A 21988-nucleotide genomic window follows, 5' to 3' on the forward strand; every position below is an offset into this window, starting at 1 on the left:
GTTTCCCCGCCGACGATTGTTTGTCAATCCTGGAAATTAATCGTTAACGAAGCTCCTAGGAAGGCACCTGACCTGGGAAGGTTATTTCGTCAGAAGCGACGACGAAAGGCCGGACGGCGACGCCGTCCGGCCTTGTTGCAGCAGCCGGATTTACGTGAACGGCACGTCCAGGCGGGCGGCGAGCTCGTCGCGGGAGATGCCGTACGTGTCGAGCAGGTGCACGCCGTCCGCGTCGATCCGGAACGACGCCACGTCGGTGTAGAGCCGGCTCACGCACGCCTTGCCGGTCAGCGGGTAGGTGCAGTCCGGCACCAGCTTCGGCTTACCGTCCTTGGCGAACAGGCTCATCATCACGAAGACCTGCTTCGCCCCGATCGCCAGGTCCATCGCGCCGCCGACCGCCGGGATCGCGTCCGGCGCCCCGGTCGACCAGTTCGCCAGGTCACCACGGGCGGACACCTGGAACGCGCCCATGATGCAGACGTCCAGGTGGCCGCCGCGCATCATCGCGAACGAGTCGGCGTGGTGGAAGTAGGACGCCCCCGGCAGCTCGGTGACCGGCTGCTTGCCGGCGTTGGTGAGGTCGGGGTCGATCTGGTCGCCGACCGCCGGCGGGCCCATCCCGAGCATGCCGTTCTCGGTGTGCAGGACCACCCCGCTGCCCGGCTTCAGGTAGTCGGCCACCATCGTCGGCTGGCCGATGCCGAGGTTGACGTAGGCGCCGTCCGGGATGTCGGCGGCGACGATCTCGGCCATCTGCTGCCGGGTCAGCGGCTTGTCGCTGCTCATCGGGGCACCTCCACGAGCCGGTCGACGTAGATGGCCGGGGTGACGACCACTTCCGGGTCGATGTCGCCGATCTCGACGATCTCGCTGACCTGGGCGATCGTCACGGTGGCGGCGGTCGCCATCACCGGCCCGAAGTTGCGGGCGGTCTTGCGGTAGGTCAGGTTCCCCATCCGGTCCGCCCGGAACGCGCTGATCAGGGCGACGTCGCCGCGGATCGGGTACTCCAGGACGTACTCCCGGCCGTCGATCGTCCGGGTCTCCTTGCCCTCGGCGAGCGGGGTGCCGACCGCGGTCGGGCTGAAGAACGCGCCGATCCCGGCCCCGGCCGCCCGCATCCGCTCGGCAAGATTGCCCTGCGGAACCACCTCGAGCTCGATCTTCCCGGCCCGGTACAACCCGTCGAACACCCACGAGTCGGACTGCCGGGGAAAAGAGCAGACCACTTTGCGTACGCGTCCGGCCGCGAGCAACGCGGCCAGTCCCGTGTCGCCGTTGCCGGCGTTGTTGCTGACGATGGTCAGGTCACCGGCGCCGTGCTCGATGAGCGCGTCGATCAGCTGCACCGGCATCCCGGCCATCCCGAACCCGCCGACCAGCACGGTGTCACCGTCCTTGACGGCCTCGACGGCCTCGCCCGCCTTGACCACGGTGGCTGTCAAGAGCGCTCCCCCAACTCGTCGAGCACGCGCTGGGCGATGCGGAAGGCGGTGTTCGCGGCCGGGACGCCGCAATAGATGGCGGTCTGCAACAGCACTTCCTTGATCTCGTCGTCGGTGAGCCCGTTGGTCCGCGCGGCGCGGACGTGCATGGCGAGCTCCTCATGGTGGCCGAGAGCCACCAGCGCGGTCATCGTGATGATCGAGCGACTGCGGCGGTCCAGGCCCGGGCGGGTCCAGATCTCCCCCCAGGCGTACGCGGTGATGAGCTCCTGAAAATCGCGGGTGAACGGGGTCGTCCCGGCCACCGCCCGGTCGACGTGCGCGTCGCCGAGGACCGCGCGGCGCACCGCCATCCCGGCGTCCCGGGTCTGGCCGATCGTCCGCTCGCCCTCCTCGGTCCGGAAGTGCTCGTCGAGCAGCTCCGCGACCCTCTCCGGCTGCTCGGCCGGGGCGAGGTGGGCGACCCCGTCGAGCACCACGAACCGCCCGTCGCGCACCTGGGTCGCGATCGCCTCCAGGCCCTCCGGCGGGGTCGGCTGGTCGTCGGATCCGGCCACCGCGAGCACCGGCGCGGTGATCCGGCCGAGCCGGGCGCGCACGTCGAAGCTGGCCAGGGCCTCGCAGATCTTGGCGTAGCTCTCCGGGTCGGCGCCGCGCAACACGTCCAGCAGCGCCTCGGCGGCGTCCGGCTCCCGGGTCACGAAACCGGGCCCGAACCAGCGCTGGATCGACCCGGCCACCACCGCCTGGGTGCCCTCGGCCCGCACCGTCTCGGCCCGCTGCCGCCACCCGCCACTCTCGCCGATCTTGGCGGCGGTGCAGAGCAGCACCGCCGACTCGACCCGGTGCGGGGCGTCCAGCAGCAGTTGCAGCCCGACCGCGCCGCCGACCGAGTCCCCGGCATAGCGGAAGACCGCACCCGGCCGGACCCGGTCGACCAGATCGAGCACGGCCTTGGCGAGCCCGGCCACACCGAAACCGGCCGAGGCCGGCGTGCCCTCACCGTGCCCCGGCAGCTCCCAGCCGACGACGTGGAAGTCGCCGCGCAGCAGCCGCGCACACCGCCCCCACAGCGTCTCCACCGAGGTTCCGAGCGACGGCCCGAGCAGCAGCAGCGGGCGGCCGGGGGCGTCGACCAGGGTGACGGGAGTCAGCACGGCTTCTCCTGTGCTCGGTCGAGGGCGGCGTCGATCAGGCGGTCGGTGGCGCCCAGGTAGGGGCCGTCGTCGCCCATCTTGCGGCGTTCCGCGTCGATGCCCGGGCGGGCGGCGGCGAGGGTGGCGGCCATCCGTTCGGCGTCGACCTGCAGGCCGTCGAACAGCTCCGCGGCCTGCGATCCGGCCACCACCGTGCGGCGGGCCAGGGTGCGCAGCGTGGACCATTCGGCGTGCCAGGAGCCGTCCGGGCGTTCGTCGATCGCCTCGGCCGCGGCCAGGTGCAGGGTGGCGGCCAGCGGCGGGCCGGCCAGGGCGGCCCGGCGGATCAGGACGGACAGGACCGGGTTCTGTTTCTGCGGCATCGCGGACGATCCGCCGCGGCCCTCGGCGGTCGGTTCGGCCAGCTCGCCGATCTCCGGACGGCTGCCGAGCAGGATGTCGTTGGCGATCCGGCCCCAGGCGTCGGTGCAGGTCACGAACGCGTCGGCGAGCCGGGTGAGCGGGGCGCGGGCGGTGTGCCAGGGCGGCCGGGCGGGCAGGCTCAGCTTGGCCGCGGTCACCGTGACCAGGTCGAGGGCGCGTTCCGGCGAGCCGGCCAGGGCGGTCGGCGCGGCCAGGGTGCCGGCCGCGCCGCCGATCTGAGCCGGGAGGTCGGCCCCGGCCAGCAGGATGTCCAGGGCGTCGAGGACGGCGTGCAGCCAGGTCGCCGCCTTCAGACCGAAGGTGACCGGGATGGCGTGCTGGGTGAGTGTGCGCCCGGCCATCCGAGTGCCGCGGTGCCGATCGGCAAGGCCGGACAACGAAACGATTTGCCGACTTATATCGGCTTTTATCGTCTCGGCGGCTTCGCGCAGCTGGAGCACGATCGCCGTGTCCAGCACGTCCTGGCTGGTCAGGCCGGTGTGCAACGCCTTCGCGGCGGCCGGATTGCGATCGTCGAGCCGGGCCCGCAGCAGCTTGAGCAGCGGGATGACCGGGTTGCCGCCGCCCTCGGCGTCGCGGGCCAACTGCGGCAGGTCCGCGGGGCCGACCAGCCCCTGCAGGTCGTCGGCCGACGATGCCAGGTCGTGCTCGTGCAGCGCCGCCAGCCAGGCCGCCTCCACCCGCACCATGGCGGCGACGACGGCCGCGTCGGTGAACAGCTCACCGGCGCGGTCGTCGCCCGGCCAGAGCAGACCGTCGGTCATGCTGAGCCTGCCTCAGGCATGCCCTTCTGGCCCTCGCCTGCGAGGCCGCCTGCGAGTGCGGCTGGGTGCCGCTCGGTGCAGGCGGTCATGCCCAGATGCCGCGGTGCTTCGGGAAGCTCAGGAAGACCGTCTCGTGCGGGCCCTGCAGGTGGATGTCGAAGACGTAGCCGGAGTCGTCGGCGGCGGTGATCAGGGTGCCGCGCCGGTCCTCGTCGACGCTGTCGAGCAGCGCGTCGCCGGTCGCCGGGTCGGGCAGGTAGGCCCGGGTGAACAGGCGGTCGAGCAGGCCGCGGGCGAAGACCGCGACCGCGAAGAACGCCGGCTTGCCGGGCTCGGTCGGGCCGGGCACGAGGGTGGTGAACGAGTAGTGGCCGGTCGGGTCGACGGCGGCCCGGCCGAACCCGGTGAAGGTCCAGCCGTCGCGGCGCAGCGAACCCGGCTCCTGCAGGATCTTCCCGTCCGGGCCGGGCTGCCAGATCTCGATCAGCGCGTCCGGCACCGGCACCCCGTCGCCGTCGAACACCCGGCCGTGCAGCCGGACCGCATCCGGGCGGCCGGGCGGCACCAGCTCGTCGCCCTTGTCGTAGGGCAGACCGAGGTGGAAGAACGGACCGACGGTCTGGCCGGGGGCGGCGCTCACGAGTTCTCCTCGGGGTCGAGCGGCGTGCGGTGCGAACCGGTCAGCACGATGTCCCAACGGTAACCGAGGCTGACTTCCGGGGTCGTCAGGTCGTGGTCGTACTTGGCGATCAGCATCTCGCGCGCCTTCGGGTCGGTCACCGACTGGAAGATCGGGTCCAGGCCGAAGAGCGGGTCGCCCGGAAAATACATCTGGGTGATCAGCCGCTGGGTGAAGTCGGTGCCGAACAGCGAGAAGTGGATGTGCGCCGGCCGCCAGGCGTTGAGGTGGTTGCGCCACGGATAGGGGCCCGGCTGGATCGTCTGGAACCGGTAGTAGCCGTCCGCGTCGGTGAGCGCGCGGCCCTGCCCGGAGAAGTTGGGGTCGAGCGGCGCCGGGTGCTGATCGCGCAGGTGCGCGTAGCGGCCCGCCGCGTTCGCCTGCCAGATCTCGACGAGCTGGTGGGCCACCGGCCGGCCGGCGCCGTCGAGCACCCGCCCGGCCACCACGATCCGGGAACCCTGCGGCTCACCGGAGTGCTGGATGGTCAGGTCGGCCTCGGCCTCGGCCACGTCGGCATGGCCGAAGCACGGCGACCACAACTCGACGCCCTCCGGGTCCACGGGGTGGAGCGCCTTGGTGGGATGGCGCAGAATGCTGCTGCGATAGGGCGGGTAGTCGAGGCGCGGCTGGTTCTCGTGCGGGCCGTCCGACTGACCGGCCGCGATCTCGCCGTCGATGTCCGCCTGTGTGGTCGTCACAACACGGACGTTATGCCCCACCGGGTGCGGCGCGCGATACTTGGCTTCCGTTCAATGGAAGGACGATCATGTCGGCGAGCGTCACCTCGCGGGCGCTGGACCTGCTCGGGGCGTTCGACCCCGAGCACCGGACCCTGACGCTCAGCGCCCTGGCCCGGCGCTCCGGCATGCCCCTGGCCACCGCCCACCGCCTGGTCGGTGAGCTGCACCGATGGGGTGCGCTGGCCCGGCTGGAGTCCGGCGAGTACGTGATCGGGCGCCGGCTCTGGGACCTCGGGCTGCTCGCCCCGGTGCAGGCCGGGCTGCGCCAGGCCGCCTCGCCGTTCCTGCACGACCTCTACGGCGCCACCCTGGCCACCGTGCATCTGGCGGTGCGCGACGGGACCGAGGTGCTCTACATCGACCGGCTCGCCGGGCACGTGTCGGTGCCGGTGGTCAGCAAGATCGGGTCCCGGCTGCCGATGCACGCCACCGGGGTGGGCAAGGTGCTGCTCGCCTACGCGCCGGAGGCGGTGCGGGCCGAGGTTCTCGGGCGGCTGAACCGGGTCACGGCGTACACCATCACGCAGCCCGCGAGGCTGCTGGAACAGCTCCGGAGAGTGCGCGCCGAGGGGTTCGCCACCACCGGCGAGGAGATGAGTCTGGGCGCCTGCTCGGTGGCGGTGCCGGTGCGCGGGGCGGTCGGCGAGGTGGTCGCGGCGCTCGGCCTGGTGGTGCCCGACCTGCGCCGGGAGCGCGCTCGCCTGGTGTCGGCGCTGCAGGTCTCGGCGCAGGGCATCAGCCGCGTGCTGGCCGACCCGTCTTCCGCTCAGTGGAAATAGGTAGTTGCCCGGGATGCCCGGGTGCGGGTTGTCTGGAGGCATGCGTACCCAGGTCGCCATCATCGGCGCCGGCCCGGCGGGCCTTCTGCTGTCCCATCTGCTCACCCGCGGCGGCGTCGACTCGGTGGTCCTCGAGACCCGCTCACAGGAGTACGTCGCGTCCCGGATCCGGGCCGGCATCCTCGAGCAGTCCAGCGTCGATCTGCTCACCGAGGTGGGCCTGGGCGACCGGCTGCGGGCGGAGGGCGACGAGCACCGCGGCATCTACCTGAACTTCGCCGGCGAGCGGCACCACCTCGACTTCGTCGACCTGACCGGCCGGACGGTCTGGGTCTACGGCCAGACCGAGGTGCAGAAGGACCTGGTCGCGGCGGGGACGGCCGACGTGCGCTACGAGGTCACCGAGGTGGCGCTGCACGACGTCGAGTCCGACAAGCCGTACGTCACGTACCTCGACGCCGACGGGGTCGCGCAGCGGCTCGACGCCGGGGCGATCGCCGGGTGCGACGGCTCGTTCGGGCCCAGCCGCCAGGCGGTGCCGTCCGAGCACTTCGAGCGCGTCTACCCGTACTCGTGGCTGGGAATTCTCGCCGACGTCGGGCCGTCCACCGACGAGTTGATCTACGCTTGGCACCCGAACGGCTTCGCCCTGCACTCGATGCGCTCCCCCACCGTGAGCAGGCTCTACCTGCAGGTGCCGAACGGCACCGACCCGGCCTCCTGGTCGGACGAGCGGATCTGGGAGGAGCTGGCCGTCCGGCTCGGGCACGGCCAGGACGGCTGGAAGCTGACCCCCGGCCCGATCACCGACAAGAGCGTGCTGCCGATGCGCAGCTACGTGCAGACGCCGATGCGGCACGGCCGGGTCTTCCTGGCCGGCGACGCCGCGCACATCGTGCCGCCGACCGGCGCGAAGGGCCTCAACCTGGCGATCGCCGACGTGACGCTGCTGAGCAAGGCCCTCGTCGACTGGCTGCGCGCCGGCGACTCGACCGCCGCCGACGCCTACTCCGACGACGCGCTGCGCCGGGTCTGGCGCTGCACCCATTTCTCCTGGTGGATGACGACGATGCTGCACACGAGCGGGGACCCGTTCGACGCCCAGTTGCAGCTGTCCCAGCTGCGGTGGGTCACGTCCTCGAATGCCGGGGCGACCGGGCTGGCGGAGAACTACGCGGGCCTCCCGATCGGTTTTTGATCACCAGCACGGCGAGCGCGGTGGTGATCGGCACCGACGCGACCAGGCCGATCGTGCCGACCGCGCTGCGCAGGATCTCCTGCCCGAGGAGCTCGCCGGTGAGCACCTGACTCACCGGCGAACTCCCGGTGGCGAGAAGAAGCAAGAGCGGAAGAGAAGCTCCGGCGTACGCGAGGACAAGCGTGTTCACCGCGGACGCCACGTGCGCCCGGCCGATCCGGCTCGCCGCCCGGTAGATGTCCCGCCGCCCCCGGTTCCCGTGTTCGGCCAGCTCGGCGACCGTGGCCGCCTGGGTGACCGTCACGTCGTCGAGGACGCCGAGCGCGCCGATCACGATCCCGGCCAGCAGCAGCCCGCGCATGTCGAGGCCGCTGCGGGTGGCGGCGAGGAACGCGTCCTCGTCGCCGGCCACCCCGGTCAGGTGCAGCGCGGCGGTGAACCCGGCGCCGAGCAGGCCGGTGATGACCAGGCTGGCGAGGGTGCCGGCGATCGCCACCGAGGTGTGCACGTTGACGCCGTGCGTCAGGTACAGCGCCGCGAACATGATCGCGGCCGCGCCGACCACCGCGACCAGCAGCGGCGCCTCCCCGGCCAGGATCGCCGGGATGACGAACAGCAGCAGCACCGCGAAGCTGACCGCCAGGCCGACCAGCGCGGTCAGGCCGAGTCGCCGCCCGAACGCGAGCACCGACAGGACCATCGCCACCAGCAGCCAGACCAGCGGCGTGGCCCGCTGGTGGTCGACGACCGTGTAGTCCTGGCCGCCCGGCACCGCCCCCGGCAGGTGCAGCAGCACGATGGCGTCGCCGGACTTCAGCGTCGGCGCTCCCGGGCCCGACGGCAGGTCCACGGTGGTCTCGGCGCCGCCGTCGAGCCGGACGGTCGCGGTCGCGCCGGTGATCGCGGTGACGGTGCCGTTCACCCGCTCGCCGGAGCTCGCGGCCGTGTCGAGGTGGACCCGGCCCGGCCAGAGCAGCGCCATCGCCACCAGCGTCGCGATGGCGGCCGGGATCAGCACGGCGGCGAGGATCCGCCGGGTGCGGGGATCGGCGGGGGCGGCGGGTACGCCGTGCGAGTGACTCACAACGGCGCGAGGGTAACGGTGGGCGCTTCTTATTCACAAGTAGACATATGCGCAGCCAGAGGCACCCTCGGCACGGGCCGCCGGGGCCGCTATCGTGGGCCGCGGCCCCCAGCTTTGGAGTGACCCGTGACCGCGAACCGCCTCGAAGCCGAGGAGATCGACTGGACCCCGGCTGCCGCGCCTCCGCCGCCCCCGCCGGCCCGCCGTCCGCGTCGCTTCGGCTCGCTGGAGATCCTGGCCCTCCTGCTGGTGCTGCTGGTCGTCCTGCGCAGCTGGCTGGCCGGGCTGGTCACCGGCGAACGCCTGCAGACGTGGACGACGGTGTTCGTGTCGGTGTTGGTCCAGGCGGTCCCGTTCCTGGTCTTCGGGGTCGTCCTGTCGGCCGTGATCGCGGTGTACGTACCCAAGTCGTTCTGGGCCAAAGCTCTCCCCAAGCACCCGGCGCTCGCCGTGCCGGCCGCCGGCCTCGCCGGCGTGATCCTGCCCGGCTGCGAATGCGGCAGCGTCCCGATCGCCGGCTCGCTGATCCGCCGGGGCGTGACGCCCGCCGCCGCCCTCGCCTTCCTGCTGGCCGCGCCCGCGATCAACCCGATCGTGCTGACCGCGACCGCGGTCGCGTTCCCCGGCAATCCGGAGATGGTGGTGGCCCGGGGCGGCGCCAGCCTGGTCGTCGCGGTGGCGATGGGCTGGCTGTGGCTGCGGCTGGGCAAGACCGAGTGGATCCGCCTGCCGCACCGCCCTGACCTGGACGGCGCGTCCAAGGCCCAGGCGTTCTGGTCCTCCTGCCGGCACGACGTCACGCACGCCGGCGGCTACCTGGTGCTGGGCGCCGCGGCCGCCGCCACCATCAACGTCGTGGTCCCCGGCGAGTGGCTCCAGCGCCTGGCCGACAACCCGGTCCTCTCCATCCTGGCCCTGGCCGTCCTGGCCGTGCTCCTGTCGATCTGCAGCGAGGCGGACGCGTTCGTGGCGGCGTCGCTGTCCCAGTTCTCGCTGACGTCCCGGCTGGTGTTCCTGGTGGTGGGGCCGATGGTCGACCTGAAGCTGATCGCCATGCAGACCGGCGTCTTCGGCCGGCGCTTCGTGCAGCGCTTCGCCCCGGCCACCTTCGTCGCCGCGATCCTGGTCGGCACCGCCGCCGGGGCGGTGCTGCTGTGAACCGGCTGACCCAGGGCGTGGTCCTGCTCCTGTTCGGCGGCGCGATCCTGCGCGCCTCGCTCACCGACCTCTACCTGCGTTACGTCAAGGAGGGCCTGCGGCCGTTCCTGATCGTCGCCGGGGTCCTGCTGGTGGCCACCGCGGTCATGACGATCTGGCAGTCGCTACGGGCTTCCGACTCTTCTCCCGAAGATGATCACGGCCACGATCATGCCCACGAACCTCGTGTCGGCTGGCTGCTCATCCTGCCGGTCCTCGGGCTTTTGCTGGTGGCGCCGCCCGCGCTCGGCTCCTTCGCGGCCGGGCAGGCCGGCAGTGTCTCGGCGGCGCCGGTCTCCGACTCCGACTATCCGCCCCTCGCCGCCGGCGACCCGGTCGCGGTGAGCCTGCTCGACTACGCGTCGCGGGCGCTCTTCGACGACGGGAAGAGCCTCACCGGCCGGAACATCCAGCTCACCGGCTTCATCACGCCCGGGCCGGACGGCGCGCCGATGCTGGCCCGGATGGTGCTCACCTGCTGCGCCGCCGACGGCCGGCCGATCAAGGTGGGACTGACCGGGCAGGCGCCGCAGGAGGTCGCCGCCGACACGTGGGTCGAGATCACCGGCGTCTACAGCGCGAAGCGCGGCAAGGACCCGGTCAACGAGGTCGAGGTGGCCTACGTCGATGTGAAGACGTGGCAAGAGGTCGCCCAGCCGAAACAGCCCTACGCATGACTTTGGCTGCCCGCATGGCGCCGGCTTCGAAGCGCTCCGCCCTGGTCAGCCTCGCGGCCGCGCTCGTCGCCGGGGGCACCTTGCTCGTCGCGGATCCGCCGGGCGAGGAGCCGAAGCCGCCGCCGGGCCGGTCGACCGCGGCCGCCGCCTGGCCGAAGGCGGTCCGCGCCGACTTCGATCCGGCCATGCCGGACGGCCCGCTGTTCGCGCCGCTGCTGTTCCTGGACACCACCGCCGCGATCGGCACCGCGCCCACCCCCGACGCGAAATGGATCCGGCTCGGCATCCGGGACAAGACCGGCTTCCGGGAGCTGCGCCGGTTGCCCTACGGCGAGAACCCGCAGTTCGAAGCGCTCGGCGCGGCCGGGGCGGACATCGCCTGGACCGAGTCCACCGACGCGCAGCCGAAGATCCGGATCTGGCACGCCACCCGCACCGGGCCGGCCGCCCTGGTCACCACCGACACCGGCAACGCGATCTTCTACGGCAACCAGTACGACCTGATCCTCGCCGACGGCCTGGTCCGCTGGGCGGCCGCGGACGGCGCGAACACCGAGATCCGCTCGGCGCCGCTCGGCGGCGGCCCGGTCCAGGTGCTGAGCCGGCCGGGCGACTGGTCGCTGTCGGCCTGGCCGTGGCTGGTCGACGAGAACGAACGCCGCCTGCTCAACTTGGACACCCGCCGCACCACCGAGGTGGTCACGTCCGGCCCGGAGACCGCCACCTGCTCCCCGGCGTGGTGCCGGGTGACGGTGATGAGCGGCGACGGCGTGGCCCGGATCGACCTGATGCACCCGGACGGCACCGCCCGGCGGCGCATCGCCGGCGGCCAGGCCCAGGCCGCGGTCGACGACGTGGGCGTCCTGGACCGCTTCGAGCTGCTGGCCGAGCCGGGCCCGGACGCCGACCTGACCGGCACCACCACGCTGCTCGCCTACGACGCGGCGACCAGCCGCACGGTGGAGATCTCGCCCGCGGTCGACGGCGCCTTCACCGGCGGCGGCCTGCTGTGGTGGTCGACCGGCGCCAACAACGACGAGGTCGCCTGGCACGTGCTCGACCTGCGCAGCGTGTAGGCCCTGTTTCCGCAGCCCGGCCAGGGCTGCGGCACCTGGCCGGCCTGCGAAACGGGCCCTACGTCAGCTCGCGGTAGGCCCGCAGGACGGCCTCCGTGCGTTCCGCCAGTTCGGAGCCGGCATCCGGCGCGATCGCCGGGGGTGCCGAGGTCAGCCGGGCCAGTGTCTCGTCCGCCTCGCGCCCGAGCTCGTCGATCCGCTGGTCGCGGATCAGCTCCTCGCCGGCCACCGCGACGGCGTTCAGCGTCGCCAGCCGCCGGGTCACCTCGTCCTCCAGCTCGGCCAGGGCCTCGGTGGCCCGCGCCATCCGCGGCGCCAGCTCGAACGCGCCGTCGTGCTCGGCCAGCTCGCCGTGCAGCTCGCGCAGTTCCTGCCGCCGCTCCAGGGCGCCGGCCAGGTCGAACAGGGCCTGTGCCAGCTGCCGCTCGGCGATCGGCACGTCGACGAGCGCGCCGAGCTGCGGCCACGTCTCGGTGGTGCGCTGGCACAGGTCGATGGCGTCGGAGAACACCTGCCGGTCCTGCTCGTCGACGATCAGGTGGTGCTGGTCGCGGTCGCTCGCCAGGTGCGGTGCCGAGATCAGCCCCGGCCGCTGCCGCATGCCGTACAGGAGCGCGCCGCCGGCGGCAGCGGCCGCCACCAGGAGCAGGAAGGAACCGACGAACACATCGGCGAACAGGAGCAGCGCGCCCATCAGACCGAAAACGATCGCGAGGCTGTAGAGCACACCCGACAGCGGGCCGCGGCCGTCCGACTGCTCGGCCGGAGTGACCTCGACGACGCTGCCCCAGCCGAATTCGTGCCCCTGGCCCCCGATCACCTCGAGCGGAAGCCTCGACACGATGACCAACTCGTCGTCATGGGCCACGTACAACGACGGCACCACCTGCGCTCCCCCTCCGGTCAGGCGGCCAGAATCCTCCCACGGCGGGCGTGCGAAGCTCCAACGGTGTCCACTCCCTCTCGCCCCGCGTCCCGGCCGGTGGCTCTCATCGAGGTCGATCGCTCGCATCGGGCGGTTCTCGGCAACCTCGGCCAGCTGTACCGGCATGACCTGTCGGAGGCCTACGGTCACCTGCCGAACGACGACGGCAGTTTCAACGACCGGCAGCTGGACCGCTTCCTGGCCGGCGTCGATCCGCAGCACCGCGCCTGGCTGATCACCGCGGCGGGGCGGACGGCCGGCTTCGTGATGACGATCTCGGCCGCGGGTGGCGGCACGTCCATCGCCGGGTTCTTCGTCGTGCGCGCCCTGCGCCGCACCGGGGTCGGCCGGGAGGCGGCGGTGCAGGCCATCGCGACGGCACCCGGCCGGTGGGCCATCGCCTTCCAGCGTTACAACCCGGGCGTCGAGAAGTTCTGGTGCGGGGTGGCGACGGCCGTCGCCGGTGATCGCTGGGAGATGCGGGACGGTCCCCGGCCGGAGACCCGGCCGCCGGACACGTGGGTCACGTTCCGCACTTCCCCCGGCGTACCCGGCAAGGAACTTTGATCTTGATTGAAGCGCAACGTCGCCGCGGAGGGCAAGCTCCGCGGCGACGCCGGCGCCGATCAGGCGGTGGTCCCGATCAGGCAGTGGTGCAGGTCGATCCGTTCAGGGCGAAGCCCGTCGGGGCGCCGTTGTTGCCGGTGTGGGTGGCCTGGTAGCCGATGGTGACCGACGCGCCGGGCGCGATGCTCGGGTTGTAGGACACGTTGGTCGCGGTGACCTGGCCCGAGGTGGGGCTGTAGGTGGCGTTCCAGCCGTTCGTGATGGTCTGGCCGGACGGCAGGGCGAAGGCCAGCTTCCAGCCGCTGACCGCGCTGCTGCCGGTGTTGGTGATGGTGACGTTGTTGGTCAGGCCGGTGTTCCACGCGCTGACCGCGTTGACCACCTTGCACGCGCCGGTCGGCGCCACCGTGGTGGGTGCGGTGGTCGGCGTGGTCGTGGGCGTGGTGGTCGGTGTCGTGGTGGGGGTCGTCGTCGGCGGGGTGGTCGGCGACGTCGTGTCCAGGCCGAAGAACGAGATGGCCAGCTTGGCCTGGCCGGACAGCGGCAGCGAGTGGCCGACGCCGGCCACGCTGATCCCCTCGACCGGCGCCTGCACGGTGTTCGAGCCGTAGCGGGTGCGGGTCCAGCCGGACTGCGGCGTGTCGGTGAGGACCGGGGTCTGGCTCACGCCGAGCACGTTGGTCCACTGCTTGATCTCTTCGCCGAAGTTCGGGTAGGCGAGCGTGGTGTCGGTGGCGCCGTGGAAGAGCTGCATGCGCGGGCGCTTCCCGGTGTAGCCGGGGTAGGCGCCGCGGACCAGGTCGCCCCACTCGGCCGGGGTCTTGATCGACTGCCCGGCCGAGCAGGTGCTGTTCCAGCCGGCCTGGTTGGCCGGGTTGGTCGGGTCACCCGCGCTGGCGGCGAAGCAGCCGAACGGCACGCCCATGAACGCGGCGCCGGCCGCGAACACGTCCGGGTAGTCGCCGAGCAGGACGTTGGTCATCATCCCGCCGGACGAGGCGCCGGTGACGAACGTGCGGTTCACGTCGGTGCCGTAGTGCGACTGCACGTACTTGACCATCGACACGATGCCGACCGGGTCGCTGTTGCCGTTGTGGGTCAGGGCCGAGGCCGACGACACGTCGTAGCAGTTGCCGGAGCGGACGGCCGACGGGTAGATGACGATGAAGCCGTACTGGTTGGCCAGGGTGGCGAACTCGGTGCCGGAGTAGAACGCCGGGCCGTTGCCGGTGCAGTAGTGCACGGCCACCAGCAGCGCCGGGTTGGTGGCGAGCTTGTCCGGCACGTACAGGTGCATCTTCAGGCCGGTCGGGTTGGTGCCGAAGCCGGTGACCTCGACCAGCGAGGCGGCGGCGGCGGGTGAGGACGGGAGCGTCACGCCGAGGACGATCGCCGCGACCGCGACGATGCCGGCAAGCAGTTTCTTCATGGACGGTCCTTAAAACCGGGGCGCGGCCGCGGAACACCGGACGGGGGAGGTCCCGCGGCCGCCGCCGCTCATCGGGCGGTGCAGGTGGGCGTCGCGGACGGGCCGACGCCGGTGCCCTGGAAGCCGAACTCGGTGCTCGCACCGGCGTTGACCGAGCCGTTGTAGCTGACGTTGGTGAAGCTCACCGTGCCGCTCGAGCCACTCGCCGTCGCGTTCCACGAGTTGGTGACCGCGGCGCCGCTGGGCAGCGTGACCCCGGTGGTCCAGCCGTTGATCTTCGCCGAACCCGCGGTGATCTTCACGGTGGCCACGAAGCCGCCGGTCCACTGGTTGAGGGTGACCGTGGCGGTACATCCGGCCGACCCGGTCGGCGGCGTCGTGGTCGGCGCCGTCGTCGGAGCGGTGGTGGGTGCCGTGGTGGGGGTCGTCGGCGAGGTTGTCGACGTGCCGCCACCGTTCAGCGCCGCGAGCGCCGAGTCGTACGCCGCCTTCTTGTTGCCGCTGCTGTCGAACAGCAGCGGCGTGTCACTGGCCCGCCAGGAGTCCGAGTCGCGGATGCCCCAGACCGTGAGGCCGTTGCAGCGGGTCACCGCGAGACAGGACTTCACCACGTTGGCATAGGTGGTGGCCTGCGCCGACCCCGAGCCGGCGATGTCCAGCTCGGTGATCTGCACGTCGACGCCGAGGTCCGCGAACCGCTGCAGGTTGGCCTGGTAGTCGGTGGTGTACGGCGAGCCGGAGTTGATGTGCGACTGGAAACCGACGCAGTCGATCGGGATGCCCCGCGCCTTGAAGTCCTTGACCATGTTGTAGACGGCGGTCGACTTCGCGTTGACGCCGTCGGTGTTGTAGTCGTTGTAGCAGAGCTTGGCAGCCGGGTCGGCGGCGCGCGCGGTCTGGAACGCCACCTCGATCCAGTCGTTGCCGGTGTTCTGCAGGTTGGAGGAGCGGCGGGCCCCGCTGGTGCCGTCGGCGAATGCCTCGTTCACCACGTCCCACGAGTAGATCTTGCCCTTGTAGTGGGTCGCCACGTTGGTGATGTGGTTGACCATGGCGCTGCGCAGGGCGGTGCCGCTCAGCGAGGACACCCAGCCCGGCTGCTGCGAGTGCCAGGCCAGGGCGTGCCCGCGAACGCGCTGGCTGTGCGCCTGCGCGTGGCTGACGATCTGGTCGGCGCTGGTGTAGCTGAACGAGTTCTGGGACGGCTCGGTGGCGTCCCACTTCATCTCGTTCTCGGGGGTGACCATGTCGAATTCGCGGTCGAGGATGGTCGAGTAGACGGTGTCGCTCAACTTGTATGCCGCGACCGCGGTGCCGAAATACCGCCCGGTGGCGGCGGCCGAGGCACCGAGGGTGGTGGCCGCGTTGGCGTTGCCCGCGGAGAGCAGCACGGCGCTGCCCGCGACGAGCACCGCGGCGGCGGTGGAGAGGGTGGCGGCGAGGACGCGCCGCCTGGGGGAACGGTTCATTGCCGATGCCTTCCAGCTGCGGAGGGGGACGGGTGGTCGCGGCGGTGGCGCCTCAACCGAACAGCAGAAAGTGATCCTGATCGATCGGAACATTAACGCCATGTTCCGGAAATCTCAACGGTCCACTTTTGCATGGGCACGCTCCCACGGGCGCTTTTGTCCCCATTTATTAGGCTAGATCGGGCAGGCAAAACTCCGGAAGTTTCGGAACTTCTGGAATGACATCGTTGACATCTACGAATGAACCGTTTCAGAAATCAATGCAGCCGGGACGCCTGCGCCACCGGTCGCGGCGGCATCGCCGAGGGCCGCCACAGCGGGGCCATCGCCGCCAGGATCACCAGCGCGGACAACGGCAGCAGGTCGAGGCTCACGGTGATCGCCGCATAGCCCACGAACAGCAGCACCGGGCTCCACACCGGCACCCGCCCGGCCGCGACCTCCAGGCTGAGCAGCACCACCAGGCCCACCAGGAAGAGCACCGGCCCGGCGATCTGCAGCGCGTCCGGCAGCGGCCACCGGTCGCCGAAGTCCGCCGAAAGGTCGCCGGCGATCACCCAGCAGAAGCAGCCGGCCCCGAAGACCGACGCGGCGGCGGCCACCGCGGCCACCCGGCGGCCCCGGGACGCGCGCCGGGCCAGCGCCACCGCCATCACCGCGAACAGCACCATCGCCGCGAAGAACGCCACGTGCCCGACCCGCCAGGCCGGGCCGCTCTTGTCGCGGTGCCCGTCCAGACCGTCCATCCACCGCAGAACGCCGTAGACCAGCATGAGCAGCGGCGCGGAGAAAGCCATCGATTTCATGCGCCGAGCCTAGGAACCGCCACCCCCGAGCCGACATCGGTGAAGTCCCGGTCACTCCCCTTAGTAGACATCCCGGAGATAGCGCTTCTCGGCCGACAGTTGCTTGACGAAGTCGTCCGGGTCGGCGCCGTGGGCGGCGGCGATGTCCCGCAGCGCGAGGTCGACGTCACGGGCCATCCGGGTGGCGTCGCCGCACACGTAGAGGTGGGCGCCGTCGCGCAGCCACGCCCACAGCTGGGCGCCGTGCTCGCGCATCCGGTCCTGCACGTAGATCTTGCTCCGCTGATCCCGGGAGAAAGCCACGTCGAGCCGGCTGAGCACCCCCGCGTTCTGCAGTGCCAGCAGCTCGTCGGCGTAGTAGAAGTCGGTCTCCCGGCGCTGCTCGCCGAAGAACAGCCAGTTCGGCCCGGTCGCGCCGCGCGCCTGCCGCTCGCGCAGGAACGCGACGAACGGCGCCACCCCGGTCCCCGGCCCCACCATGATCATCGGGGTGGCCGGGTCGGCCGGCGGCCGGAAGTGCGACGACCGCTGCACGAACACCGGCACCTCCCCCGCCGTGTCGGCCAGGAACGTCGAGCAGACCCCCTTGCGACCGGCCCCGAAGCGCACCACGGACACGGTCAGGCTCACCCGGGCCGGGTCGGTCAGTGGCGTCGACGAGATCGAATACAGCCGCGGCTGCAGGCGTTTGAGCACGTCGGCCCACTCCTGCGCGGCCGCCCGCACCGGGTACTCGGCGATCAGGTCGACGGCCTGCCGGCCCCAGACGAACTTGGCCAGCTCCCCCTTGTTGTCCGGCCGCAGCAGGGTCCGCAGAAGCTCGTCCCCGCTGCGCTCGGCGAGGAACCGCAGCAGATCCGGGGTGATCCGGGTGATGTCGAGATCGCGGTGCAGCGCCTCGGCCAGCGGCCGCTCAGCTCCGAGCGAGATCGCCTGGTCGCGGCGCAGACCGGTAACGGTCAGCCACTCGTCGACCAGCTCCGGGCAGTTCGTCGGCCACACCCCGAGCGCGTCACCCACCGAGTAGTCGAGCAGGCCACCGGTGTCGAACGTGAACTGCCGCACCTCCTTGGCCGACCCCGGCCGGCTGAGCAGCTCGTTCCCGCAGAGCACCGCGGTCAGCGGCGCCGATTTGGTCGGCTGCGGCGCGGGTACTGCCACCGGCGCGGTGAGCGCGACGACGACCTGCTCGAGCCACCCGTTGGCGGCCTCCTCGAAATCCGGTTCACAGTCGACCCGCGGCGCGATCCGCACCGCCCCGAGCTCGGCCAGCCGGTCGTCGAGCCGCCGCCCGTGCCCGCAGAAGTCGTCATAACTGGAGTCGCCGAAGGCCAGCACGGCATAGCGCCGGCCGTCGAGACGCGGCGCATCGGCCCCGGCCAGAGACTCCCAGAAACCGGTCCCGTTGTCCGGCGCCTCCCCGTCGCCGAACGTGCTGGTCACGATGAGCAGGTCGGCGTCGCGGTCGAGCAACTCCCCGGCCGCGCCGTCCATCCCGCGCACCGCGACCGGCCTCCCGGCCTCGGCCAGCCGACGCTCGATGGCCTGCGCGAACTCCTCGGCGTTCCCGGTCTGCGAAGCCCACAGCACCTGCAGGGTCCGGCCAGGCGATTCGGCGGCAGCTTCCTTTTCCGGTACGGCCACTTCTTGCCGTACGCCGGTGAAGGTCCCCGCCAGCATCCCGTTGAGCCAGGCCGCGGTCGCCGGGTCGAACGGAGCATTCGACGGCAGCACCGGCGGCATCACCGGGTCGGCCGACAGCGCCCCGAGCGCGGTCAGATAGCCGGCGAGGTAGTGCCGGCCGGCGTCGTCGAGCACCGGTTCCGCCGGCAGGCCGAGCATCCCGCGCAGCGCATCGGCCGGACCGCCCGGCGCGGGCGGCAGCGACGGGACCGCGACCGGCGTCAGCGACACCGCGCACACCTTCAACTCCGGCTGGAACGACAGCGGGTCGACGGCGTCGCTGGTCACGGCGTTGACGCTCACGTATTCGCCGAACAGGTCGTTCCAGTGGAACGGCGCGAAGCAGTTGCCCGGCTGCACCCGGTCGGTGCGCACGGCCGGCAGCACCGCCCGGCCGCGCCGCGACGCGATCTCCACCGGGTGCCCCTCGGCGATCCCGAGCCGGTCCGCGTCGGCCGGGTTGATCTCGACGAACGGGCCCGGGTTGAGCTTGTTCAGCTTGCCGACCCGGCCGGTCTTGGTGAGCGTGTGCCACTGGTGTTGCAGGCGGCCGGTGTTGAGCACGAACGGGAAGTCGTCGTCCGGCAGTTCGGCGGCCGGCATGTGCGGCCGGGCGTGAAAGACCGCCCTGCCGTTCGGGGTGGCGAAGGTCAGCGCCGGCCGGGTGCCGTCCGGCCCGGAGCGCAGCGGCTGGCTGCTCCCGTCGTTGCGGTAGCGGATCGGATTGCGGTCCCCGGCGCCCGGCGGCGCCGGCCACTGCACCGGCCCGCCGGCGAGCCGTTCGTAGGTGACGCCGCGCAGGTCGTACCCGGTCTGCGGGTTCCAGAACTGCTTGATCTCGGCCAGGATCTCCTCGGCACTGCCGTACGCGAAATCGTCGGAGTACCCGAGTTCCTGCGCGACCAGGGCGATCAGCTGCCAGTCCGGCAGGGCCTCGCCCGGCGGATCCACCGCCGGATGCACGAGCGTGAGCGTCCGCTCCGAATTGATCATGATGCCGTCGGTCTCCGACCACATCGCCGCCGGCAGCACGATGTCCGCGTACGCATTGGTTTCCGTCTCGGCGTACGCGTCCTGGGTGATGACCAGTTCGGCGGCCTCCAGGCCGGCGATGACGGTGCGCCGGTTCCCGACCGACGCCACCGGGTTGGTGCAGATGATCCAGCAGGCCTTGATGTCGCCGGCCGCCATCCGCTCGAACATCTCGACCGTGCCCTTGCCGACGTCGGTCCGCAGCGTGCCCGGCGACAGCCCCCACGCGTTCTCGACGAACTCCCGATCGGCCGGCACCAGCACCGACCGCTGCCCGGGCAGCCCCGGCCCCATGTAGCCCATCTCCCGGCCGCCCATCGCGTTCGGCTGCCCGGTCAGCGAGAGCGGCCCGGAGCCGGTGCGGCAGATCGCGCCGGTGGCCAGGTGCAGATTGCAGATGGCGTTGGTGTTCCAGGTGCCGTGGGTGCTCTGGTTCAGCCCCATCGTCCACAGCGTCACCCAGTTGCCGGCCGCGCCGATCCACTCGGCCGCCTGCCGGATCCCCGCCTCCGGCAGGCCGGTCATCTCGGCTACCGCCTCGGGCGGATATTCGGCCAGGAGCTCCGGCATCGCTTCCCACCCCTGGGTGTACGAGGTGATGAAGTCCTCGTCGAGGTGGCCGTCCGCGGCCAGCAGGTGCAGCAGGCCGTTGAGCAGGGCGAGGTCGGTGCCGGGGCGGATCGGCAGGTAGAGGTCGGCCTTGTCGGCGGTGGCGGTGCGCCGCGGGTCGACGACGATCAGCTTCGCGCCCGCCTTGACCCGATCCATCATCCGCAGGAACAGGATCGGGTGGCAGTCGGCCATGTTCGCGCCGATCACGAAGAACACGTCGGCGTGGTCGAGGTCGTCGTACGAGCCCGGCGGCCCGTCGGCGCCCAGCGACAGCTTGTAGCCGGTGCCGGCGCTGGCCATGCACAGCCGCGAGTTCGACTCGATCTGGTTGGTGCCGATGAACCCCTTGGCCAGCTTGTTCGACAGGTACTGCGCTTCGAGCGTCATCTGCCCGGACACATAAAGGGCAACGGCATCCGGACCGTACGCCTCAATAATGTCCCGAAGCCGCCGCCCGGCCTCCCGGATGGCCTGCTCGACCGGGGTTTCGACGGGCGCGGCCGCACGCTCGCCGCGGACCAGCGCGGTGCCGAGCCGACCGGGCGCGCCGAGCATGTCCGCGCTGGTCGCGCCCTTGGTGCAGAGGCGCCCGGCGTTGGCCGGATGATCCCGGTCACCCCGCACCTTGACCGCCCGCCGCCGGCCGTCCGGGCCACGCTCGATGTCCAGCACCATGCCGCAGCCGACGCCGCAATAGCCGCACACCGTCCTGACCTGCGAGTTCACCGATCCCCTCTCGTCCGCACCGACGGTATGCGGCGGGGGTTTCGCGGCCGTCAAACGCCGGTGCGCAGGGGGTTTCCCACACCTCACCGCGCTCCCGAGACCGTTGTGAGGATCAGTCATGCTGAAAAGGTGAGGCTGATTCTGAACGTCCTGTGGTTCATCTTCGGTAGTGGCCTGCTGCTCGCCCTCGCGTACGGCTTGGCGGCCCTGATCTGTTTCGCCCTGATCGTCACCATCCCGTTCGGGGTGGCCGCGCTGCGGCTCGCGAAGTACTCGCTGTGGCCGTTCGGCCGGACGATCGTCAGCCGCCCCGGCGCGGGCGTCCCCTCCGGCCTCGCGAACATCCTGTGGGTCGTCCTGGCCGGCTGGTGGCTGGCCCTCACCCACCTGACCGCCGGCGTCGCGCTGTGCTGCACGATCATCGGCATCCCGTTCGGCATCGCCAACTTCAAACTGGTCCCCGCCGCGTTCTGGCCGCTCGGCCGCGAGATCGTCGAGCTCGACTAATCTGTCCGGCATGGCTGACGCCGGGGATGTGCGGCGGCTCGCGCTGGCGCTGCCGCAGGTGGTGGAGATCGACAGCGACGGCTTCGACTTCCGGGTGGGCAACAAGGGCTTCGTCTGGTCCTATCCGGAGCGACAGCCCGGTAGGCCGCGGGTGATCCGCACCGACATCGCCGTCCTCTACGTCGGCGACGAGGCGGAGAAACAGGCCCTCGTCCTCGGCGAGCCGGAGCTGTTCTTCACCACTGCGGGATATGACGGCTTGCCGCTCGTCATGGCGCGCCTTGACAGACTTTCGGTGCCGCGCCTGAACGAACTCGTCACCGACGCGTGGCGCATGCGTGCCCCCGAGGACATCTCCGGTTTGGTCTAAACGGGAGGTTTCCGGTCGCGCCGTGTCCGGTGGTAATCACGACATGACCGCAGGTGAGATCCGCTCGGATCGGAAACGTGCTGGCACGCCACCCTCATGGTGAGCGGACACGGTGATGTGCAAATATGCGCGCTACATCCGCAGCTCTCATTGTTCCCGGAGGCCCTTTCATGGCTTCGTTTCTCCTTTTCGTCGCCGGGGTCGTGGTCGGCCTGATCGGCGGCTGGTTCCTGGGTAGCCGCAAGGCCGCCACGGCACAGCCCGCCACCCCGGCCCCGGCCACCGAGGCAGCCGTCGTGGCCGCTCCGGCCGCCGAGACAGCCGAGTCCGACGCATCGACCGACCCCACCCCCGCCGAGACCGACGCCGCAATCGCCGAACAGGCCGCCGCGCTCGACGAGCCGACCACCACCACCGCCGCCACCGACCCGGAGCCGGCCGCCGTAGTGGCCGAGCCCGAGCCGGTCGCGGTCGTCGCCGAGCCTGAGCCGGTCGCGGTAGTCGCCGAGCCCGAGCCGGTCGCCGTCGTCGACGAGCCGGCCGCCGAGCCGGAGCCGGTTGCGGTTCCCGAGCCGGTCGCGGTCGCCGACGCCGAGCCGGAGGTCGAGTCCACGCCGGAGCCGATCGCCGTCGTCGA

Annotated in this window: 20 protein-coding genes and 1 pseudogene; 9 read left to right on the plus strand and 12 right to left on the minus strand. The window is 71.6% G+C overall.

Annotation, left to right across the window (positions count from 1 at the left end; translation table 11 throughout):
* Window positions 1-150: 150 nt before the first annotated feature.
* The 6 genes from Adu01nite_RS14760 to pcaH all read right to left on the minus strand — a co-directional run bounded on the left by Adu01nite_RS14760 (window position 151) and on the right by pcaH (window position 5172).
* Window positions 151-789 carry a 3-oxoacid CoA-transferase subunit B gene (locus Adu01nite_RS14760; RefSeq protein ID WP_203727404.1) on the minus strand — a complete coding sequence of 213 codons (639 nt, stop codon included), beginning with the start codon at window positions 787-789 and terminating at the stop codon, window positions 151-153.
* Window positions 786-1448 carry a 3-oxoacid CoA-transferase subunit A gene (locus Adu01nite_RS14765; protein ID WP_203727405.1) on the minus strand — a complete coding sequence of 221 codons (663 nt, stop codon included), beginning with the start codon at window positions 1446-1448 and terminating at the stop codon, window positions 786-788. The genes Adu01nite_RS14760 and Adu01nite_RS14765 overlap by 4 nt, the downstream gene beginning before the upstream one ends.
* Window positions 1445-2605 (minus strand): bifunctional 3-oxoadipate enol-lactonase/4-carboxymuconolactone decarboxylase PcaDC, encoded by a 1161-nt coding sequence (gene pcaDC / locus Adu01nite_RS49110; RefSeq protein ID WP_203727406.1) that lies wholly within the window; start codon window positions 2603-2605, stop codon window positions 1445-1447. The genes Adu01nite_RS14765 and pcaDC overlap by 4 nt, the downstream gene beginning before the upstream one ends.
* The gene (locus Adu01nite_RS14775) at window positions 2599-3792 is read right to left on the minus strand and encodes a lyase family protein (RefSeq protein WP_203727407.1); all 1194 of its coding nucleotides are present in this window, start codon (window positions 3790-3792) and stop codon (window positions 2599-2601) included. Before Adu01nite_RS14775 ends, pcaDC begins: the two co-directional genes overlap by 7 nt.
* Before the next feature lie 85 nt (window positions 3793-3877).
* Window positions 3878-4432 (minus strand): protocatechuate 3,4-dioxygenase subunit alpha, encoded by a 555-nt coding sequence (gene pcaG, locus Adu01nite_RS14780; protein WP_203727408.1) that lies wholly within the window; start codon window positions 4430-4432, stop codon window positions 3878-3880.
* Window positions 4429-5172, minus strand: a complete 744-nt coding sequence (gene pcaH / locus Adu01nite_RS14785) for a protocatechuate 3,4-dioxygenase subunit beta (protein WP_203727409.1) — start codon at window positions 5170-5172, stop codon at window positions 4429-4431. The genes pcaG and pcaH overlap by 4 nt, the downstream gene beginning before the upstream one ends.
* A 68-nt stretch (window positions 5173-5240) precedes the next feature.
* On the opposite strand from pcaH, the gene Adu01nite_RS14790 reads away from it, so the two are divergent.
* Window positions 5241-5993, plus strand: coding sequence for an IclR family transcriptional regulator (locus tag Adu01nite_RS14790; protein ID WP_203727410.1), 753 nt, complete (start codon window positions 5241-5243; stop codon window positions 5991-5993).
* Between the two features lie 40 nt (window positions 5994-6033).
* The gene (locus tag Adu01nite_RS14795) at window positions 6034-7191 is read left to right on the plus strand and encodes a 4-hydroxybenzoate 3-monooxygenase (protein ID WP_203727411.1); all 1158 of its coding nucleotides are present in this window, start codon (window positions 6034-6036) and stop codon (window positions 7189-7191) included.
* Here the strand turns inward: Adu01nite_RS14795 and Adu01nite_RS14800 are convergent.
* On the minus strand, window positions 7124-8275 hold the full coding sequence (locus Adu01nite_RS14800) for a YibE/F family protein (protein WP_203727412.1): 1152 nt from the start codon (window positions 8273-8275) through the stop codon (window positions 7124-7126). The genes Adu01nite_RS14795 and Adu01nite_RS14800 overlap by 68 nt on opposite strands.
* 126 nt (window positions 8276-8401) lie before the next feature.
* On the opposite strand from Adu01nite_RS14800, the gene Adu01nite_RS14805 reads away from it, so the two are divergent.
* The 3 genes from Adu01nite_RS14805 to Adu01nite_RS14815 are packed head-to-tail and all read left to right on the plus strand — an operon-like array spanning window position 8402 to window position 11225.
* Window positions 8402-9433, plus strand: coding sequence for a permease (locus Adu01nite_RS14805; RefSeq protein ID WP_203727413.1), 1032 nt, complete (start codon window positions 8402-8404; stop codon window positions 9431-9433).
* Window positions 9430-10149: a TIGR03943 family putative permease subunit gene (locus Adu01nite_RS14810; protein ID WP_203727414.1), complete on the plus strand. Its 720-nt coding sequence runs from the start codon at window positions 9430-9432 to the stop codon at window positions 10147-10149. The genes Adu01nite_RS14805 and Adu01nite_RS14810 overlap by 4 nt, the downstream gene beginning before the upstream one ends.
* 14 nt (window positions 10150-10163) lie before the next feature.
* A complete protein-coding gene (locus Adu01nite_RS14815) occupies window positions 10164-11225 on the plus strand; it encodes a hypothetical protein (RefSeq protein WP_203727415.1) in 1062 nt (353 codons plus the stop codon).
* A gap of 58 nt (window positions 11226-11283) precedes the next feature.
* On the opposite strand, the gene Adu01nite_RS14820 is transcribed toward Adu01nite_RS14815, so the two are convergent.
* Entirely contained in the window at window positions 11284-12111 is an 828-nt protein-coding gene (locus tag Adu01nite_RS14820; protein WP_203727416.1) for a hypothetical protein, read from the minus strand.
* A 63-nt stretch (window positions 12112-12174) separates the two neighbouring features.
* On the opposite strand from Adu01nite_RS14820, the gene Adu01nite_RS14825 reads away from it, so the two are divergent.
* On the plus strand, window positions 12175-12717 hold the full coding sequence (locus Adu01nite_RS14825) for a GNAT family N-acetyltransferase (RefSeq protein WP_203727417.1): 543 nt from the start codon (window positions 12175-12177) through the stop codon (window positions 12715-12717).
* A gap of 76 nt (window positions 12718-12793) precedes the next feature.
* Here Adu01nite_RS14825 and Adu01nite_RS14830 read toward each other — a convergent pair whose 3' ends face one another.
* From Adu01nite_RS14830 to Adu01nite_RS14845, 4 genes are all read right to left on the minus strand, one after another.
* Complete coding sequence (locus tag Adu01nite_RS14830; RefSeq protein WP_203727418.1) at window positions 12794-14146, minus strand: extracellular catalytic domain type 1 short-chain-length polyhydroxyalkanoate depolymerase; 1353 nt, start codon at window positions 14144-14146, stop codon at window positions 12794-12796.
* Between the two features lie 68 nt (window positions 14147-14214).
* Window positions 14215-15615, minus strand: coding sequence for a glycoside hydrolase family 10 protein (locus Adu01nite_RS14835; RefSeq protein ID WP_203727419.1), 1401 nt, complete (start codon window positions 15613-15615; stop codon window positions 14215-14217).
* Between the two features lie 257 nt (window positions 15616-15872).
* Complete coding sequence (locus Adu01nite_RS14840) at window positions 15873-16421, minus strand: hypothetical protein (protein WP_239132408.1); 549 nt, start codon at window positions 16419-16421, stop codon at window positions 15873-15875.
* Between the two features lie 60 nt (window positions 16422-16481).
* The gene (locus Adu01nite_RS14845) at window positions 16482-20474 is read right to left on the minus strand and encodes a bifunctional nitrate reductase/sulfite reductase flavoprotein subunit alpha (RefSeq protein ID WP_239132409.1); all 3993 of its coding nucleotides are present in this window, start codon (window positions 20472-20474) and stop codon (window positions 16482-16484) included.
* A gap of 129 nt (window positions 20475-20603) precedes the next feature.
* On the opposite strand from Adu01nite_RS14845, the gene Adu01nite_RS14850 reads away from it, so the two are divergent.
* The 3 genes and pseudogenes from Adu01nite_RS14850 to Adu01nite_RS14860 form a co-directional block, all read left to right on the plus strand.
* Window positions 20604-20981 carry a YccF domain-containing protein gene (locus Adu01nite_RS14850; RefSeq protein WP_239132410.1) on the plus strand — a complete coding sequence of 126 codons (378 nt, stop codon included), beginning with the start codon at window positions 20604-20606 and terminating at the stop codon, window positions 20979-20981.
* 10 nt (window positions 20982-20991) lie between these two features.
* Window positions 20992-21351 (plus strand): MmcQ/YjbR family DNA-binding protein, encoded by a 360-nt coding sequence (locus Adu01nite_RS14855; RefSeq protein ID WP_203727422.1) that lies wholly within the window; start codon window positions 20992-20994, stop codon window positions 21349-21351.
* 170 nt (window positions 21352-21521) lie between these two features.
* Window positions 21522-21988, plus strand: a pseudogene (locus Adu01nite_RS14860) (hypothetical protein); the annotation flags it as partial.

Origin of the sequence: Paractinoplanes durhamensis (assembly GCF_016862175.1) — a bacterium.
Classification (GTDB): Bacteria; Actinomycetota; Actinomycetes; order Mycobacteriales; family Micromonosporaceae; genus Actinoplanes; species Actinoplanes durhamensis.

Bases quoted from the DNA above. Each gene is read 5' to 3' on its own strand.
- Adu01nite_RS14855 (WP_203727422.1), top strand. From the start codon at position 20,992: ATGGCTGACGCCGGGGATGTGCGGCGGCTCGCGCTGGCGCTGCCGCAG.
- Adu01nite_RS14815 (WP_203727415.1), top strand. From the start codon at position 10,164: ATGGCGCCGGCTTCGAAGCGCTCCGCCCTGGTCAGCCTCGCGGCCGCG.
- Adu01nite_RS14775 (WP_203727407.1), bottom strand. From the start codon at position 3,792: ATGACCGACGGTCTGCTCTGGCCGGGCGACGACCGCGCCGGTGAGCTG.
- Adu01nite_RS14835 (WP_203727419.1), bottom strand. From the start codon at position 15,615: ATGAACCGTTCCCCCAGGCGGCGCGTCCTCGCCGCCACCCTCTCCACC.
- Adu01nite_RS14830 (WP_203727418.1), bottom strand. From the start codon at position 14,146: ATGAAGAAACTGCTTGCCGGCATCGTCGCGGTCGCGGCGATCGTCCTC.
- Adu01nite_RS14790 (WP_203727410.1), top strand. From the start codon at position 5,241: ATGTCGGCGAGCGTCACCTCGCGGGCGCTGGACCTGCTCGGGGCGTTC.
- Adu01nite_RS14840 (WP_239132408.1), bottom strand. From the start codon at position 16,421: ATGAAATCGATGGCTTTCTCCGCGCCGCTGCTCATGCTGGTCTACGGC.
- Adu01nite_RS14760 (WP_203727404.1), bottom strand. From the start codon at position 789: ATGAGCAGCGACAAGCCGCTGACCCGGCAGCAGATGGCCGAGATCGTC.
- Adu01nite_RS14795 (WP_203727411.1), top strand. From the start codon at position 6,034: ATGCGTACCCAGGTCGCCATCATCGGCGCCGGCCCGGCGGGCCTTCTG.